Source organism: Sinorhizobium fredii, from assembly GCF_002944405.1.
Taxonomy (GTDB): Bacteria; Pseudomonadota; Alphaproteobacteria; order Rhizobiales; family Rhizobiaceae; genus Sinorhizobium; species Sinorhizobium fredii_C.
In genome coordinates, this window is record NZ_CP024307.1 from 2,373,424 (window position 1) to 2,388,647 (window position 15,224).

10 protein-coding genes and 3 pseudogenes are annotated in these 15,224 nt (G+C 64.3%); 6 read left to right on the forward strand and 7 right to left on the reverse strand.

Going from position 1 to position 15,224, the window contains the following annotated elements; all coding sequences use genetic code 11:
* Positions 1–113: 113 nt before the first annotated feature.
* Positions 114–614: pseudogene (locus NXT3_RS11710) on the forward strand (efflux RND transporter periplasmic adaptor subunit); the annotation flags it as partial.
* 3 nt (positions 615–617) lie between these two features.
* Positions 618–1,483, forward strand: a pseudogene (locus tag NXT3_RS11715) (efflux RND transporter permease subunit); the annotation flags it as partial.
* Between the two features lie 252 nt (positions 1,484–1,735).
* Here NXT3_RS11715 and NXT3_RS11720 read toward each other — a convergent pair.
* Both NXT3_RS11720 and NXT3_RS11725 read right to left on the reverse strand, forming a co-directional pair.
* Positions 1,736–2,548: a class I SAM-dependent methyltransferase gene (locus tag NXT3_RS11720; RefSeq protein ID WP_104839371.1), complete on the reverse strand. Its 813-nt coding sequence runs from the start codon at positions 2,546–2,548 to the stop codon at positions 1,736–1,738.
* A 187-nt stretch (positions 2,549–2,735) separates the two neighbouring features.
* Entirely contained in the window at positions 2,736–3,644 is a 909-nt protein-coding gene (locus NXT3_RS11725) for an SDR family oxidoreductase (protein ID WP_104839372.1), read from the reverse strand.
* A gap of 83 nt (positions 3,645–3,727) precedes the next feature.
* On the opposite strand from NXT3_RS11725, the gene NXT3_RS11730 reads away from it, so the two are divergent.
* The 3 genes from NXT3_RS11730 (at position 3,728) to NXT3_RS11740 (ending at position 6,215) form a co-directional block, all read left to right on the forward strand.
* Positions 3,728–4,303, forward strand: a complete 576-nt coding sequence (locus NXT3_RS11730) for a TetR/AcrR family transcriptional regulator (protein ID WP_104839373.1) — start codon at positions 3,728–3,730, stop codon at positions 4,301–4,303.
* A gap of 107 nt (positions 4,304–4,410) precedes the next feature.
* A complete protein-coding gene (locus NXT3_RS11735; protein ID WP_104839991.1) occupies positions 4,411–5,085 on the forward strand; it encodes a glutathione S-transferase family protein in 675 nt (224 codons plus the stop codon).
* An 80-nt stretch (positions 5,086–5,165) separates the two neighbouring features.
* On the forward strand, positions 5,166–6,215 hold the full coding sequence (locus NXT3_RS11740; RefSeq protein ID WP_037423320.1) for an aldo/keto reductase: 1,050 nt from the start codon (positions 5,166–5,168) through the stop codon (positions 6,213–6,215).
* A 258-nt stretch (positions 6,216–6,473) separates the two neighbouring features.
* Here NXT3_RS11740 and NXT3_RS11750 read toward each other — a convergent pair whose 3' ends face one another.
* The 5 genes from NXT3_RS11750 to NXT3_RS11770 all read right to left on the reverse strand — a co-directional run bounded on the left by NXT3_RS11750 (position 6,474) and on the right by NXT3_RS11770 (position 14,340).
* Positions 6,474–8,441 (reverse strand): acyltransferase family protein, encoded by a 1,968-nt coding sequence (locus NXT3_RS11750; protein WP_104839374.1) that lies wholly within the window; start codon positions 8,439–8,441, stop codon positions 6,474–6,476.
* Between the two features lie 437 nt (positions 8,442–8,878).
* Positions 8,879–10,105 (reverse strand): aminotransferase-like domain-containing protein, encoded by a 1,227-nt coding sequence (locus NXT3_RS11755; protein ID WP_097525031.1) that lies wholly within the window; start codon positions 10,103–10,105, stop codon positions 8,879–8,881.
* Positions 10,106–10,229: 124 nt separating this feature from the next.
* Positions 10,230–11,420 (reverse strand): ABC transporter substrate-binding protein, encoded by a 1,191-nt coding sequence (locus NXT3_RS11760; protein ID WP_104839375.1) that lies wholly within the window; start codon positions 11,418–11,420, stop codon positions 10,230–10,232.
* An 88-nt stretch (positions 11,421–11,508) separates the two neighbouring features.
* The gene (locus NXT3_RS11765) at positions 11,509–13,266 is read right to left on the reverse strand and encodes an adenylate/guanylate cyclase domain-containing protein (RefSeq protein ID WP_104839376.1); all 1,758 of its coding nucleotides are present in this window, start codon (positions 13,264–13,266) and stop codon (positions 11,509–11,511) included.
* Between the two features lie 150 nt (positions 13,267–13,416).
* Positions 13,417–14,340 carry an adenylate/guanylate cyclase domain-containing protein gene (locus tag NXT3_RS11770; RefSeq protein WP_104839377.1) on the reverse strand — a complete coding sequence of 308 codons (924 nt, stop codon included), beginning with the start codon at positions 14,338–14,340 and terminating at the stop codon, positions 13,417–13,419.
* Positions 14,341–14,559: 219 nt separating this feature from the next.
* Here NXT3_RS11770 and NXT3_RS11775 point away from each other — a divergent pair.
* A pseudogene (locus NXT3_RS11775) lies at positions 14,560–15,156 on the forward strand (class I SAM-dependent methyltransferase).
* Positions 15,157–15,224: the final 68 nt, after the last annotated feature.

Consider the following 15,224-nt stretch of genomic DNA (forward strand, 5'->3'; position numbering starts at 1 on the left):
AGTGCCTGCAACGACGAGTTTTTCAACAGTATCGGCCGGAAGCAGCCATCTCTTCGACTATTTCCAATGCCAGCCGTGAAATATCATCGCCGAGCGTCCCTCAGGTCAGCACTCCAATTTTGCGGCCCTTCCCGGTCTCGACCGCGCTCTTCCTCGAATATCGCCAGCGGGCGCTGCGCGGCGAAATCGGCCGCGACGCCAATGTGGAGCTGCTGCTGCCGGACGGCACGACCTATCCGAAGAAGGGGACCATCAATTTCGTCTCCAGCGACGTCTCGGCACGCACCGACACGATCACCGTCCGGGCCGAGTTCGAAAACCCCGACTATCTCCTGCTCGACGGCACGCTTGTTCGGGTTACGCTCGAGCAGACCGACAAGCACGAGGTTCTGGCGGTGCCGCAGCAGGCGATCCAGCGCGACCAGCAGGGCGCCTTCGTGATGGTGGTCGGGGCGGGCTCGAAGGTCGAGCTTCGCCGCGTCGACGTCCAGCGCTCCACCCGCGGCCAGGCGGTCACCAAGGGGCTGAAAGAGGGCGAGCAGGTGATCACCGACGGCGTCGGCAGGGTGCGTCCCGGCATGACGGTCGATGCCGCACCGGCAGCGGGCGGCTGAGCCATGATCTCCGAGATCTTCATCGATCGGCCCCGCTTCGCCGCGGTCATTTCCATCGTCCTGACACCGGGCTGATCGCGCTCACCGCGCTGCCCTTCGCCCAGTTCCCGGATATCGTGCAGACGCAGGTGAGCGTCACGGCAAGCTACCCGGGTGCCGGCGCCGAGGTGGTCGAGGCGACCGTCGCCCAGCCGATTGAAAGCCAGATCGTCGGCGTCGACGACATGCTCTACATGAAGTCGACAAGCGGCGCCGACGGCTCCTATACGCTGACGGTGACCTTTGCCGTGGGCACCGATCCGGACATCGCCACGGTCGACGTGCAGAACCGCGTCTCGCACCCTGGTGCTGCTCTCGGTCTTCGTGCCGGTCGCCTTCATCCCGGGCCTGAGCGGGCAACTGTTCCAGCAATTCGCGGTCGCCGTCTCCGTGTCGATGGTGATCTCCGCGATCAATGCGCTGACGCTCAGTCCGGCCCTCTGCGCCGTCCTCCTCAAGCCGCATCACGGCGAGAAGCGCGGCATTCTCGGCTGGCTGTCGCGCCGCATCGACAATGGCCGTGACGGCTATGTCTATGTGGCCGAGAAATCGCCCGGCGCGCCGTCATGGGCCTCGTCCTGCTCGTCGTCGCGATCGGCGCCAGCGGCTGGCTGTTCCGCGTCGTGCCGACCGGCTTCCTGCCGAGCGAAGACCAGGGCATGTTCTTCACCGAGGTCCGCCTGCCGGAGGGCGCCTCCTATAACCGCACGGACGCGGCGCTCCGCCAGGTCGAGACCTTCCTCAGCAGCACCGAGGGCGTGCAGGACGTCACCAGCGTCACCGGCTACAGCTTCCTCGACGGTCTTTCGAAGTCGAACAGCGCCTTCGCCCCACAGTGCCGCGGGTCTTGTCAGGCGCCATAGTACACGACAGTAGCGCCAGTGGGCCTTGTTGGATGCTTCTCGCCGTCATCCCTGCGCTTGTCACAGGAAATGAGGACTGCAGATGGACTTTTTGCAAGGTAACCGACCAGCCCATTAGGCTGCTGTCGTGCACCGTAGTCAGACGCGCAGGGGCCGCAATAACACTTTGAATTGCTGCATGTTTTCATTCCCTATACGAAGGAAACTTGCAGCAGCAACTCAACGGACGGCGCCCACCACATGAGCCTGGATGCGCCGTTCGATCATCCCGCTCCCGAAGCGCTTCCTCAGCGCCTCCGCCACCTCCTCCGTGACCGCGGCCAGCGCCGAAGCGTCGCGTTCCTCGATCTCGCTGCGGACGGGCGTGCCCTGGCAGAAGCCGGTCGCGGCATCGGAAGCGGATATGGGGCCGTTCCTCTTCTCGAGCGTTTCGAGCGTGATGTCGTGAAAGCCGGCGGCCACCAGATCGGCGCGGATGATTTTCGGGTCCGCATAGCCGTGCGGCACGCGGCGCATGAAGCTCGGCGGGTTCTCCTGGAACTGCGCTGCCAGCGCCTCCACGGCCGCATGCGCAAGCTCGTTTGCCTCCACCCTGTCCCAGACGTTGAAGAGGAAGCGCCCGCCGGGTTTCAGCACGCGCCGCGCCTCTCGGTAGGCTTTCACCCGGTCCGGGAAGAACATCACGCCGAACTGGCAGAGCACGACATCGAAGCTTTCGTCGTCGAAGGGCAGCGCCATGGCGTCCGCCTGCTGCCAGACGATCCGTTCGTCATCGCCCAGCCTGGCATGCGCGACATCCAGCATCGGCTGGTTGAGATCGGTCACGACGAACTGCGCTTCGACATCGAGCTTGGGCGCCAGCATCCGGGTCACAACGCCGGTGCCGGCGGCGATTTCAAGTACATCAAGGGGCTTGAGCTGCGCTACCCGCTCGGCCAAGTCTTTCGCATAGGGCTCGAAGATCAGCGGCACCATTAGCCGCTCGTAAAGCTCGGGTATCGCTCCCGCAAAGACCTTGTCCGCTTCCGCCATGCTCCCCTCCCGCGTCGGTGAGTGGCGCCCTCCGATGACGCCGCTTTCGCAAGAGCAAGATACAACCTTGCGCCGCATTTCCGAAGCGGTGCGAACGAGACGGTGAATAGCAACATGATTACCGCCTCTTGCGAGCACTTGCGATCGTCCGACAGATTGCCTCACCCCGCGTCAGGAGGAAGCTGCCTCACCGATACCCCGTCGGATCGGCCGGCTTGCCGGCCTCCATCACCTCGTCCATGTAGCGCCAGCAATCCGGCCGGGAGCCGTCGAGGTCGGTGAAGCCGTAGATCTGGGCGAGCCCGCCGCTTGATAGCGACTGGCCGTTGAAGCGGGACTTCTCCGGATCGGCGGCAAGCGCCGCGACAGCCCGGCCGACGAAGCGCGGGCTTTCGGAAATGACGAAATGCGGCTGATAGGCCGTGGCGTCGTGCCAGTTCTCCTCCGTCACCTTGAAGGCCTCGAGCATCATTTCCGAGCGCAGCCAGCCGGGGGTGACCGAGACCGCCGTGGCGCCGTGGGGCTCGAGGTCCTTGGCATGCGCCCAGGCCATGCGGTTCGCCGAGATCTTGGCGAGGTCGTAGAAGGGCGAGAGCCGGTAGTGATCGGCATTGTATTGCGCCGTGCCGTCGGTCACCTCGACCAGCAGCCCGCCCGGTCGCTCGATCAGGAGCGGCAGCGCGTAATGGGCGGTGATCAGATGCGTGTCGATCGCCAGCCGCAGGATCCTCAGGCCGTTCTCGAGATTGTGATCCCAGACCGGCTTATTCCATTCGAAGAGCTTCTCGCCGCCCCAGATGTCGTTGACGAGGATGTCGAGCCTTCCCTCCTTGCGACGGATGCGATCGACGAGCGCCTGCACCGCCGTCGGCTGCAGGTGGTCCACCTGGACGGCGATCCCCTTGCCGCCCGCGGCCGTCGCGAGCTCCGCCGTTTCCTCGATCGTCTCGGGTCGCTGGTATTCCGACGGCTGCGCCCGCGTCGTCCGCCCCGTGACATAGACCGTCGCGCCCGCGGCGCCGAGTTCCACCGCAATGCCGCGGCCGGCACCGCGCGTTGCGCCCGCGACCAGCGCCACCTTGCCTTCAAGCGTCATGGCATCCTCCCTGAGAAATCCCTCTGGCCTTGATCGGCACACACATATATAAACGCTTATTCGGTTATAAATAAAGGTCAAAAATGCCACGCCCCAAAACTCTGCCAAACGAAGAGGTGCTCGACGCGGCCCTCAACCTCATGCGCAAGGAGGGGCCGGATGCCCTCACCTTCGCGGCCCTCTCGGCCGCCTGCGGCCTTTCCCCCTCGACCCTGGTGCAGCGTTTCGTAACCAAATCGGGCCTCATCCAGGCGGCCTTGCTGCAGGCCTGGGACCGGCTTGACCGGCTGACGGCGGAGCTGGTAGCCGCCGCGCCGAAGACCCCGGCGGGCGCCGTCGCCCTGCTCATTGGGCTCTCCGGCGACTACGGCGGCATCGAAAGCTACGCGGACGATCTCCTGATTCTCCGCGAGGACCTGCGCGACCCGCTGCTGCGCGCCCGCGGCGCGGCTTGGCGCGACGTGCTCTCCGCGGCGCTCGACGAGCGTTTCGCGCGTGTTCCGGCCGCCCCCACCGGCATCGGCCTGATGATGGCCGCCCAATGGCAGGGCGCGCTCCTCTGGTGGAGCTTCGATCCGCGCATGCCGGTCACCGATTTCGTCAAGCAAAGCCTCGAGCACTTCGTCGCGGCTTTCACGGTGGGGCGGGAAACGCATTGAGCTGACGATGGCCTTCACGGCGGATGAATCGCGAAGACTCCCCTTTTCTCTTCGCGCTGGCGCGCTATACTGATTGCGAAACGCAACCAATCATTATAGGCACGCCCATGGCTCTCACTCTCTATCTCCACCCGCTCGCCTCCTTCTGCCACAAGGTGCTGATCGCGCTCTATGAGGCCGGAACGCCCTTCGAGGCGCGGATCGTCGATCTCATGGACCCGCAGGAGAATGCCCGCTACCTCGAGGTCTGGCCGGTCGGCAAGATCCCGGTGCTGCACGATGGCGCTGAGAACCGGATCGTGCCGGAAACCTCGGTCATCATCGAATATCTCGATCGCCACTATGCCGGCCAAGAACCCCTGATCCCGCGCGACGATGCGCTGGCGCTCGAGGCACGGCTGTGGGACCGCTTCTTCGATCTCTACATCCACGTGCCGATGCAGAAGATCGTCACCGACACGCTACGCGCTTCCGGCGAGAACGACCGCCGCGGTGTCGCCGACGCCCGCGGGTCGCTCGCAACCGCCTATGATCTGGCCGAGCGCCAACTCAAGGACCGGCGCTTCGCCATTGGGGAGGCCTTCACCATCGCCGATTGCGCCGCCGCCCCCGCGCTCTTCTATGCTGGCATCGTGCAGCCCTTCGGCGACACCCATCCGAACCTTTCGGCCTATTTCGAGCGGCTGCTCGAGCGCCCCTCCTTTAAGCGCACGCTCGCCGAGGCGAGACCCTATTTCCACATGTTCCCCTACAAGGACGCGATGCCGGCACGCTTTCTTTGACCCTTTCGGCGGGACGCCGCTTGCGTTCGCGGCCATGCCCGCTACCCTCTCCGGCGACAACCACGCAAGGGAGCGAGACAATGGAATATCGTCTGCTCGGCCGCTCCGGTCTGAAAGTCTCGACCGTCACGATGGGAACGATGACCATCGGCGGCGGCGGCAAATTCGCACAGGTCGGCAGTGTCGGGGTCGAGGAGGCGCGCCGCTATGTCGACCTCTGCCTCGATGCCGGCGTCAACCTGATCGACACCGCCGATATCTATTCGACCGGCACCTGCGAGGAAATCCTAGGCGAGGTACTGGGCGGCAAGCGCAAGAACGGCGTGCTTCTCGCCACCAAGGCGCGCTTCTCCATGGGCCCGGGTCCGAATGACGGCGGCCTGTCGCGCCAGCACCTGATCAGCGCCTGCGAGGCAAGCCTCAAGCGGCTGAAGACCGACGTCATCGACCTTTACCAGGTCCACGAATGGGATGGCCAGACGCCGCTCGAGGAAACGATGGAAGCGCTCGACACGCTCGTGCGCCAGGGCAAGGTGCGCTACATCGGCTGCTCCAACTATTCCGGCTGGCACATCATGAAGGCGCTCGGCATCAGCGCGCTGGAACACCGCCAGCGCTTCGTCAGCCAGCAGATCCACTATACGCTGGAGGCCCGCGAGGCCGAATACGAGCTGGTTCCAATCTCGATCGACCAGGGCCTCGGCATCCTCGTCTGGAGCCCGCTCGCCGGCGGCCTCCTTTCCGGAAAGCACCGCCGCGGCCAGTCACCGGAAGGCACCCGCCAGTTTGCCGGCTGGAACGAGCCGCCGATCCGCGACGAGGAACGGCTCTGGAAGATCGTCGACATGCTGGTGGCGATCGCCGCCGAGCGCAACGTCTCGCCTGCGCAGGTGGCGCTCGCCTGGCTGATCGGCCGCAAGGCGGTCACCTCGGTCATCATCGGCGGCCGCACCGAGGCGCAGTTCCGCGACAATCTCGCCGCCGCCAGCCTCAAGCTCACCGACGAGGAACGCGAACTGCTCGACGCCGTCAGCCTGCCGCCGGTCATCTATCCCTATTGGCACCAGCTCTGGACCGCCAAGGACCGGCTCGGCGCCGCCGATCTGTCGCTGCTCGGGCCGCATGTTTGAGGGGGAGCGGTGATTGCTTCTCGACTGCAGCAGTGTTGGATTACCCCCCTCTGCCCTGCCGGGCATCTCCCCCACTAGGGGGAGATCGGCAAGCGGCAATGTGTCGCTCAACTTTCAGAGCTGAAATTCTGACGGTGCATTCGCCGACCTAGCATCATTGCGCTCACTCTCGGGCAGGTCTTCGCTTCTGGCCGATCTCCCCCCTTGTGGGGGAGATGCCCGGCAGGGCAGAGGGGGGTGCGCCTCCGAGCCATATTGTCAGCGTCCCCCGAACACCGCTCGCTCCAGGCGAGGCGCGAGCGACTCAGCGTAGGGCGTCGCGATATGGTGGCGGTCGCGGAAGGTGAGCTTGCCGTCGACGACCGCGGGGCATGTTGTCCTGTTGCAGAACAGATCAACCACATCGACATAAGACGCATGCGTCTCCACGGCGGCCTTTCTTTCCGCGGCGGGGATGGTTTCCTCCACCGCCTCGCGGCGCGGCGTGTCGCAGACGGTCGGGCTCTTCTGCTGCCACAGGGCGCGCGCCACGCATTTGTCGAGATAGGATTTGTGCACCGGCACGTCGCGCAGGAGCACGACGTCGCTGCCGGCGCGTTCTAGCGTCTCGACCGAGCGCCTGATGCCTTTCTCCCAATCCCGCACATCCATCTGGTGGCTGGATACGAAGTTGATGTCGTTCTTCACATAACTCGACGAATATTGCGAAAGGATCACCACATCCGGCTTCAGCGCCGCGATCTCGCCGAACGCCCGGCGCTTCCAGGCGTCGCATTCGTCATAGTTCCGCATGAGCACGCCGTTCCAGGTCGGCACATCCGCCGCCGGGCAGGACGACTTCAGATAGGTGACGAGCCGCCAGCCGTTCCTTTCGGCGATCTTCTTCAGCGGCGTCGACCAATGGTCGGCATGGGAGTCGCCGAGGAGGACGACGGTCTTCTTCGGCTTGGCGGCGCCGAATTCGCATGACTTCGGCTGCACCGCTTCCCTTTCGAGCACGCAGGCCGAATCGAATTCACGCGCCGCCGATTTGCGTTCGGCGCTTTGCTGGATCTGTCGCTGCTCCCCATCGAGGCTGTAGCCGGCCAGGGCGGCGCTGCCATAGGCGAGCGTCGTGCCCGCCCCTGTAAGCAACGCGGCGAGCCCCAGCGAGCGTCCGGTCCTCGCTGCCAGCCAGCCGTTGTGGCGGATCGGATTTTCGATGAAGTGATAGCTGAAGAGCGACAGGGCGAGCGTAACCGCCAGGCACAGAAGCCGGTCGACGAGCGAAAGCTCCGGTTCGATGATGCCCGCATAGACGATGACCGGCCAGTGCCAAAGATAGAGCGAATAGGAGAGCTTTCCGATCTCCTGCAGCGGCCTAAGCGCGAGGACGGACTTCGGGCCTGCCGCTCCCTCATGGGCGCCGCTCAGGAGCAGAAGCACCGTGCCGAGAACCGGCACGAGCGCGATCGAGCCCGGAAAAGGTATTTCCTCCGTCACGGCCAGATAGGCGGTGACGATCAGAAAGAGCCCGAGCCAGCCGAGGGCAGGCGCAAAGCGAGAGCGCCGCGCCCATTGCTGCGGCAGCGCCATCGAAGCAAGCCCCCCGCAGGCAAATTCCCAGGCGCGCAGGGGCGAGAAATAGAAGGCCCAAGGCTGCGACACGGCCGTCATGTGCCAGCAGAGTGCGAAGGAGACGGCGGCGACTAGGGCGAGAAGAAAGAAAAGACCGCCCTTCCCCGGCCGCAGCCGCGCGAGGATCAGCAGCAGCGCGGGCCAGACGAGATAGAACTGTTCCTCGACCGAGAGCGACCAGAAGTGGATGAAGGGATTGTTCGAGGCGTCCGAGGCAAAGTAGTCGACCGTCCACCTAATCAGCCAGAGGTTGATCATATAGGCCGAGGCGAACAGCGATCCCTTGGAATAGAACTGCTGCTCGGACGGCGCGAGGATGAAATAACCGACGAGCAGCGTGGTCAGGATGGCGAAGAGCGAGGCCGGAAGCAGCCGGCGGGCGCGGCGGGCGTAGAAGCGCCAGAGATCGACAGTGCCGCTTCTCGCAATCTCCTGTTGCAGGTGCCTGGTGATCAGAAAGCCGGAAATGACGAAGAAGATGTCGACGCCGACGAATCCGCCCGGCAAGCTGGTCATTCCGAAGTGGAAGGCGATGACACCCGAAACTGCCAAGGCGCGCAGGCCTTCGATATCCGGACGAAAATTTCCTGAAGTCGCTGGTGTACTCATACGCACAACGCCCCGTCCTAGAGCACTTGCAGTCGGGTCATGTCACCCGACGTCGCGCAAATGCGGCAATGAACAGATGGAGCGGCGTCGCAAACGCATCCCGCTCCGGTTCCGGCCGGCCGAAGGGTATCAGCAAACCGGAAAACAAAGCTCCCTGATGCGCCGCAACAATCTTGCTGCAGCGCGGCGGAACGGGGCGAGATACTGGTTCAGAATATGGCCTCAATAAGGGGCCGGCGGTTGAAAGGCTCGCGCAACGGCTGACGCGGGGCCTCGGAGAGGCGACGCGGCGCTTCGATTCCGAAGGCCGCAAGGGCCGCCACGCTCATAGAATATCGAGTTTCGGCAAGGACTTCAGCTGAAACCCTCGACTGAAGTAGCAGCTAAACGAGTGGCACGCCCGGCCAAGGCCTTCATGATTTGTTGAAAACTGCCGATCAGGCGGCTTTCGCCATCCCGCCGCGAATCAACTCGCCCAGCCGGCGGATGCCTTCGTCGATCATGCTGTCGTTGGCGCAGGAGAAGCTCAGGCGCAGAGTGTTCACACCGGAGCCGTCGGCGAAGAAGGCGCGGCCGGGAACGAAGGCCACTTTCGCGCTCTGGATCGACTTGGCCAGGAGTTCGGCGCCGTCCGTGCCGTTCGGCAGCGTGACCCAGACGAACATGCCACCCTCCGGCTTGGTCCAGGTGACGCCGGCCGGCATGTATCTTTCGAGCGCCGCGAGCATCGTGTCGCGGCGGTGCTTGTAGACCTTGTGGACCTTCGCCACCTGCTCGTCGAAGCCGCGTTCGGCGACGGTGCAGATCGCCATCTGGTTGATGGTCGAGGAATGAAGGTCGGCCGCCTGCTTCAGGAGCACCAGCTTGCGGATCACCGGCTCTGCCGCGCAGACCCAGCCGACGCGCAGCCCCGGCGCCAGCGTCTTCGAAAAGCTGCCGCAATAGATCGTCCGGGCATTGTTGATGTCGCCCCTGCGGGCGATCTCCAGCGCCAGGATCGGCGGGATCGCCTCGCTGTCATAGCGCAGCGACTGGTAGGCGGCATCCTCGATCACCGGGATATCGAGCTCCTCGGCAAGGTCCAGCACCCGCTCACGGCCGGCGCGGTCGACCGTTTCGCCGGTCGGATTGGCGAAATCGGCCGAGAGATAGGCGAACTTCACCCGGCCGCCCGCCTCGGCTGCCGCCTGGATATAGGCTTGCGGCGTGCGGTTGCCGCCGGGGTTCAGCTGGTCGTAGTTCGGCTCATAGGCGTTGAAGGCCTGCAGCGCGCCAAGATAGGTCGGCCAGGTGACGAGCGCCGTATCCTTGGGCGAGAGAAACAGCTTGCCGAGATAGTCGAGCCCCTGCTGCGAGCCGGAGGTGATGAAGATGTTATCGACGGTCGCGGGAATGCCGAGCGCCGTCATCTGCTTGGCAAGCCATTCGCGCAGCGGCCGGTATCCCTCGCTGACGGAATATTGCAGGGCGGCACTGACCGCCGGCCCGCCGAAGATCTCCGCATAGGCCTGGGCGAACTCCGCTTGCGGAAAGAGCTCGGGATCGGGAATGCCGCCGGCGAAGGAGATGATGTCCGGACGGTCGAGCAGTTTCAAGAGCTCGCGTATTTCCGAAGCCTTCATCCGGCTGGAGCGCGTTGCGAAAATACTTTCCCAATTGAACATGCGGCCCTCCTCTTGGCGTGGGCCGGAGATGATCACAGCGCGCGATTTATGTCAATATTGCTGACCTATATTGCGATCCCCGCCGTCGTGAGGAAGAGGGCAAATCGCCGCCGCGGCATGGCGACTATTGCGGAACGGGAGCCTGGCAGGTTCGGTTGGTATTCAAGGCGATCGGGCCGGGATCAGGCTGCGGAGGCTCACACTCAATCTTCACGCCGACGATGTCGTCCCATCCTTTTATGATGACGTCTCGCGCCCTTTCCTGTTCCTGGATGCTCGGAAAGGCCGGGTCCGAGGCGCCGCGATCACGCTCGATTTGCCGCAGCCTCTCGCGCCAATCAACAGGTATCGCACCTTTGCGCATCAGGTCCGCGCGGCGGATCGGCTCACAATGGCCCGCCAGCCAGGCAAGTTGCGCCTCGTCGGAGTAGAGGTGCTCCATCCACAGCCGGGCGGCGTTCGGATGCGGAGCAGAGGCACTGATCGCCTGGACATAGACACCGGCAATGTTGCCCGTCTTGGGTCTGACGACCTCGATCCTGGTTTTCCCCTTGAGGCGGTCGCGATCACCGAGCGCGAGATACTCCCAGCGGATGAGGATCGGTGTGCGGCCGTCTACGAGTGTGTCGGTGCTACCGACGAGCGGAACGAAGTTGCCTTTGCTGTTGAGATCGGCGAAGAACCTCAGCCCCAGCCTCGCAGCTTCTTCGACGTTTCGGTCCGTTATGGAGAGGCCCGCGGCGTAAACACCGAGGATGGCCTGGTTCGAAGCGAGGTCGCCGGCAAGCGCGACTGCGTTCCTGTAGTCAGGCGAAGCGAGATCGGCCCAATCCCGCGGCATCGTCGAGACCCGGTCCGCATTGATCTCGAAAACGAGCGCCCCGTAGTAGTCGCCATACCAATGACCGTCCGCATCCTTGACGGCGTCCGGGATCGTGTCCCAGGTGGAAACCTTGTAGGGCTGCAGCAAGCCGTCTTTTTTTGCGGGTGGGCCGAAGGAGATGCCGACATCGATCACATCCGGTCTCTCTCGGCCGGCCCCGATCCCCGCCTTAATCGCCTCGATCTGTTCTTCCGATCCCGCCTGAGGCTTCAGTTCGTTGACCGCCAAACCGTATTTCGCCTTGAAACCATCGATGATGCCGCCGTAGCCGCACCAGTCGCGGGGCAAGGCAATGACGTTGAGCTGTCCTTCCTCCCTGGCGGCGGTAACCAGTTCGTCCATCGAGCCTGCGGAAGCCACTGCCGCGCATGTCAGGACCGCGAGCGCCGCAGCCGGCGCCACCAGGTTTCTCGCTCTCCACTCCCATTTCATCGCCGCGCCCTCCACGGTTCGGGCACCATTGCACCCAGTCTTACCAAACCTGCGCGGACCGCGAAAAACCGCACCTCCGCCCGCTGGCTCAACGAACGACGGCCAGCCCTGCCTTATGCAATCCATCGAGGAAGTGCTCGTACTGGGCTGGTTCTGCATACGGAGTCAGCATCCGCCAGTAGTGTGCGAGGTTGGTCGTCACGTTCGCCATGATGTCCGGAATCAGGGCACGTGCTTCCTGGTTGCGGCCAAGCTGGCCTAGGATGGCCAGCAGCACGACCCGGCTAAAGTATCCCCGGCGGAGCGAAACCCCTCGTTCCGAAGACCGCAACGCCTCGTCGTAATTGGCGAGATGGTAATGCGCGAGCGCGAGCCGATCGAGAAACAGATACGTCAGCGGATCGTGCGGGCTGAGCCTTAGTGCCGTGTGAAGGGAATCGAGCGCTTCTGCGCATTGACCAGTGTAGATCCGGGCCCATCCCAAGCCCAAATGAGCGAGCGCGAGATTCGGATTGAGGTCGACCGCGCGCTGCGCCTCGGCGACCGCCGCGTGTGCCCGCTGCCCGACAAAATGGGCAAGACACATTGCATAGTGGGAATAGGGATCGCGATCATCCAGGGCGACAGCGCGCTCGGCCGCGGCTCGGAGCTCGGCACCATCGCGATCGACGGCGGCGCTGAAACCATGGAAACATTGTGCATATAGCGCGCGGGCAAGCATCATGTGCGCTCGACCGAAGTCTGGATCGAGAGCAATCGCCCGACGATGCCAGGCGATCGCTTCCTTGAAGTGCTCGGCGGTGTCCTGCGCGTTATGCAGCCACGTGCCGCGCATGTGGCATTCGTAGGCGTCGAGATTGTCCGTTCCGCACGACAGCGCGCGGCGGCTTTCGCCAATTAGGATTTCGGGCTCGATGGCGCCGACGATGCTCTGGGCGAGCTCGTCCTGAATGGCAAAAATGTCGCCGATCTCGCGGTCATAGCGCTGTGCCCAGAGGTGTACGCCGGTGTTCGTCTCGACAAGTTGGCCGGAGACGCGCAAGCGGGTACCCGCTTTGCGCACGCTCCCCTCCACAATGTAGCGCACGCCGAGCTCACGACCGATCTGCTTTGCGTCGATGGCGCGCCCCTTATAGGCGAACGAGGAGTTTCGAGCGACCACGAAGAACCAGCGATAAAGTGAAAGCGCCGTGATGATGTCTTCTGTCAGACCGTCGGCGAAATATTCCTGCTCCGGGTCGCCCGACATGTTGACGAAGGGAAGTACCGCAATCGACGGCTTGTCCGGTAGCGTAAGCGGGCCGCCCAGTACGGCCGCCTCGGCCGAGTCCTCCGGACGCCAATCGAGTCCGAAGACCGCCATCGGCCGGGGGATGTTCTTGAGCTTGCGGTCGCCCAGCCGGACCATTGGAGAGCCGAGCTTGCCCTCGATCTGATCGCGCAATGCGCCCGAAACGCAGATACCGCCGGGCTGTGCAACCTCCTGCAGCCGCGCCGCAACGTTGACGCCGTCGCCGAGCAGATTGGTGCCTTCCACGACGACGTCGCCGAGATGGAGGCCGATGCGGAACTCCATTCGCCGATCCGGCGCAAGATCGGCATTGCGGCGCCTCAATATCCGCTGGATCGCAACGGCGGCGCGCGCCCCTTGCACGGCGCTCTGGAACTCTGCCACGACGCTGTCGCCGGCGGATGCGAATATGCGCCCGCCGTGCTCGCCCACAAGGTCGGCGACGATGGACCCATAAGTCCGCAGCTGCTCGAGGACGCCTTCCTCGTTCGCAGCGACGAGCCGGCTGTAGCCGGCCACGTCAGCGGCAAGGATCACTGCGAGCTTGCGTTCCACGAGAAGAGCCGCTCCTGCGGCACTTGGCCAGGATGTTTCAAGGGTAGCTTAAATACGAAATCCGGAGAAGCGCGAAATGCCAGCTGGACCAAGGTGAGGTTGTGTTCCGGCGGGCCCAATCGGCGCTTCGCGAAAGCGATCTGGCATCGGTCAACGACCGACGCTGCCTCGTCCGCGCATGACCCATCGAATGGCGGCGGCGATCGCCAGGCCGAGCAGCGGCCAGCGCGCCCAAAATTCTCCGCTCCAGCTAAGAAGGTTGATCGTGACGATGGCGAGCCCGGCCACGGCGAGCGTGGCAAATCCGCGGTCCACCCGTGAGGTCCTGATCCAGAGCAATGCTGCGGCGAGCCCGATCCCGAAGAGCGGCCATACCGCCCAGAATTCGCCTCGCCACGAAAGAAGGTTTATGGCGACGACACCGGCGGCAACCATGGCGAGCACCATATAAGCCCGAGAATGTCGGCGGATGGGTGCAGCCGCGGCCGGCTGCAGCGGCTGCGCCTGCCGCCCGAAGACGGGGTCGGCCGTCGGCGCGGCCCGATCTTCCCCGGCGCCGATCCGAACCGCATAGCTCGGAACGCCGCCCTCGATGTTCTTGACCTCGAGCTGCCCGAGAAAGTCGAATCCGACCGCTACCTTGTTGCGCACCTGATCATAGACGGTGTTGGAAATGACGACTCCACCGGCGGGTGCGGATGCCTGAAGCCGGGCGGCGATGTTGACGCCGTCGCCGTAGATGTCGTTGCCTTCGGCAATCACGTCGCCGAGGTTGATGCCGATGCGAAAGAACATCCGCGCCGCGCTTGGCAGCCCGGCGTTCAGCCCGGCCAGTTCGCTCTGGACATCGACGGCCGACCTCACCGCCTCCACCACGCTCGGGAACTCGGCAATAAGCCCGTCGCCCCAGGTGTTGACGACCCGGCCCCCATGCGAGGCGATAAGACGCGCCATGGCATCGCGGTATTGCTTGAGGGTGGCCAGCGTCCCCTCTTCATCCGCCCCCATCAGGCGCGAATAGTCCTGGACGTCGGCACAGAAGATGGTTGTCAGCTTGCGACGCGTTTCGGACATGGCCCTTGATCCTCGCTCGGTCACAGCGCCAAGGCACAACCCGTAGATTGTAGACCCGTTGCACGATTCGCCACTCGAATCCAGCTCGCCTCCAGCATACAGAGTGCAGGCTGTTCCGGCGACTCCGCAGGACACCGGATGCGCAAAGGCGCCAACGCGTGGCATTATCCTCCGACATGCCCGGAACGATGCTGAAGGCCCGGCCCGCAGGAGGACGATATGACGACCATCGATGACGGCACCGCCCGGTTTTACCGCGACAGCGCCGCCGCCTATGCGCGCCGTGCCCGCCGGACGCCCGCGAGGCGGCTCGATAAGTTCCTGGCGCGGCTGAACCCCGGCGCCGCCGTGCTGGAGATCGGCTGCGGCGGTGGTCAGCGCCTATATGATCGCCCGCGGCTTCGACGTCACACCGACGGATGGCTCGCCCGAACTGGCGGCCGAGGCCGAACGCCTGCTCGGTCGGCCCGTCGGCGTGGTCCGCTTCGAAGAGCTTTCCTGGCGGGAGCGGTTCGATGGCATCTGGGCGGAGGCCTGCCTGCTGCATGTGCCGCGTACGGCCCTTCCGGACGTGCTCACCCGCCTCCTCCGGGCTCTCAAGTTCGGTGGCGTGCTGCATGCAAGCTTCAAGGCCGGCGGTGGCCGGGTCGCGATGACTTCGGCCGCTACTACAACTATCCCTCGCACGAGTGGCTTCTGCGGCAGTTCGAAGAGACGGGCTGGAGGGCGGTCGAAATCACCGAAGCCGACGGCGGCGGCTATGACGGCAAGCCGACACGCTGGCTGCATGTTGCGGCCGAGAAGCCGGAGATTTGACTTCGCAAGGTCGAGGCCTAGGTAACGGCGTTCCTCCTCATCTCGATCCAACACCCAGCGAGAACGCC

Excerpts from the sequence above, each read along its gene's own strand:
- NXT3_RS11720 (WP_104839371.1), bottom strand. The coding sequence starts at position 2,548 with ATGGCGGAAGCGGACAAGGTCTTTGCGGGAGCGATACCCGAGCTTTAC.
- NXT3_RS11725 (WP_104839372.1), bottom strand. The coding sequence starts at position 3,644 with ATGACGCTTGAAGGCAAGGTGGCGCTGGTCGCGGGCGCAACGCGCGGT.
- NXT3_RS11730 (WP_104839373.1), top strand. The coding sequence starts at position 3,728 with ATGCCACGCCCCAAAACTCTGCCAAACGAAGAGGTGCTCGACGCGGCC.
- NXT3_RS11735 (WP_104839991.1), top strand. The coding sequence starts at position 4,411 with ATGGCTCTCACTCTCTATCTCCACCCGCTCGCCTCCTTCTGCCACAAG.
- NXT3_RS11740 (WP_037423320.1), top strand. The coding sequence starts at position 5,166 with ATGGAATATCGTCTGCTCGGCCGCTCCGGTCTGAAAGTCTCGACCGTC.
- NXT3_RS11750 (WP_104839374.1), bottom strand. The coding sequence starts at position 8,441 with ATGAGTACACCAGCGACTTCAGGAAATTTTCGTCCGGATATCGAAGGC.
- NXT3_RS11755 (WP_097525031.1), bottom strand. The coding sequence starts at position 10,105 with ATGTTCAATTGGGAAAGTATTTTCGCAACGCGCTCCAGCCGGATGAAG.
- NXT3_RS11760 (WP_104839375.1), bottom strand. The coding sequence starts at position 11,420 with ATGAAATGGGAGTGGAGAGCGAGAAACCTGGTGGCGCCGGCTGCGGCG.
- NXT3_RS11770 (WP_104839377.1), bottom strand. The coding sequence starts at position 14,340 with ATGTCCGAAACGCGTCGCAAGCTGACAACCATCTTCTGTGCCGACGTC.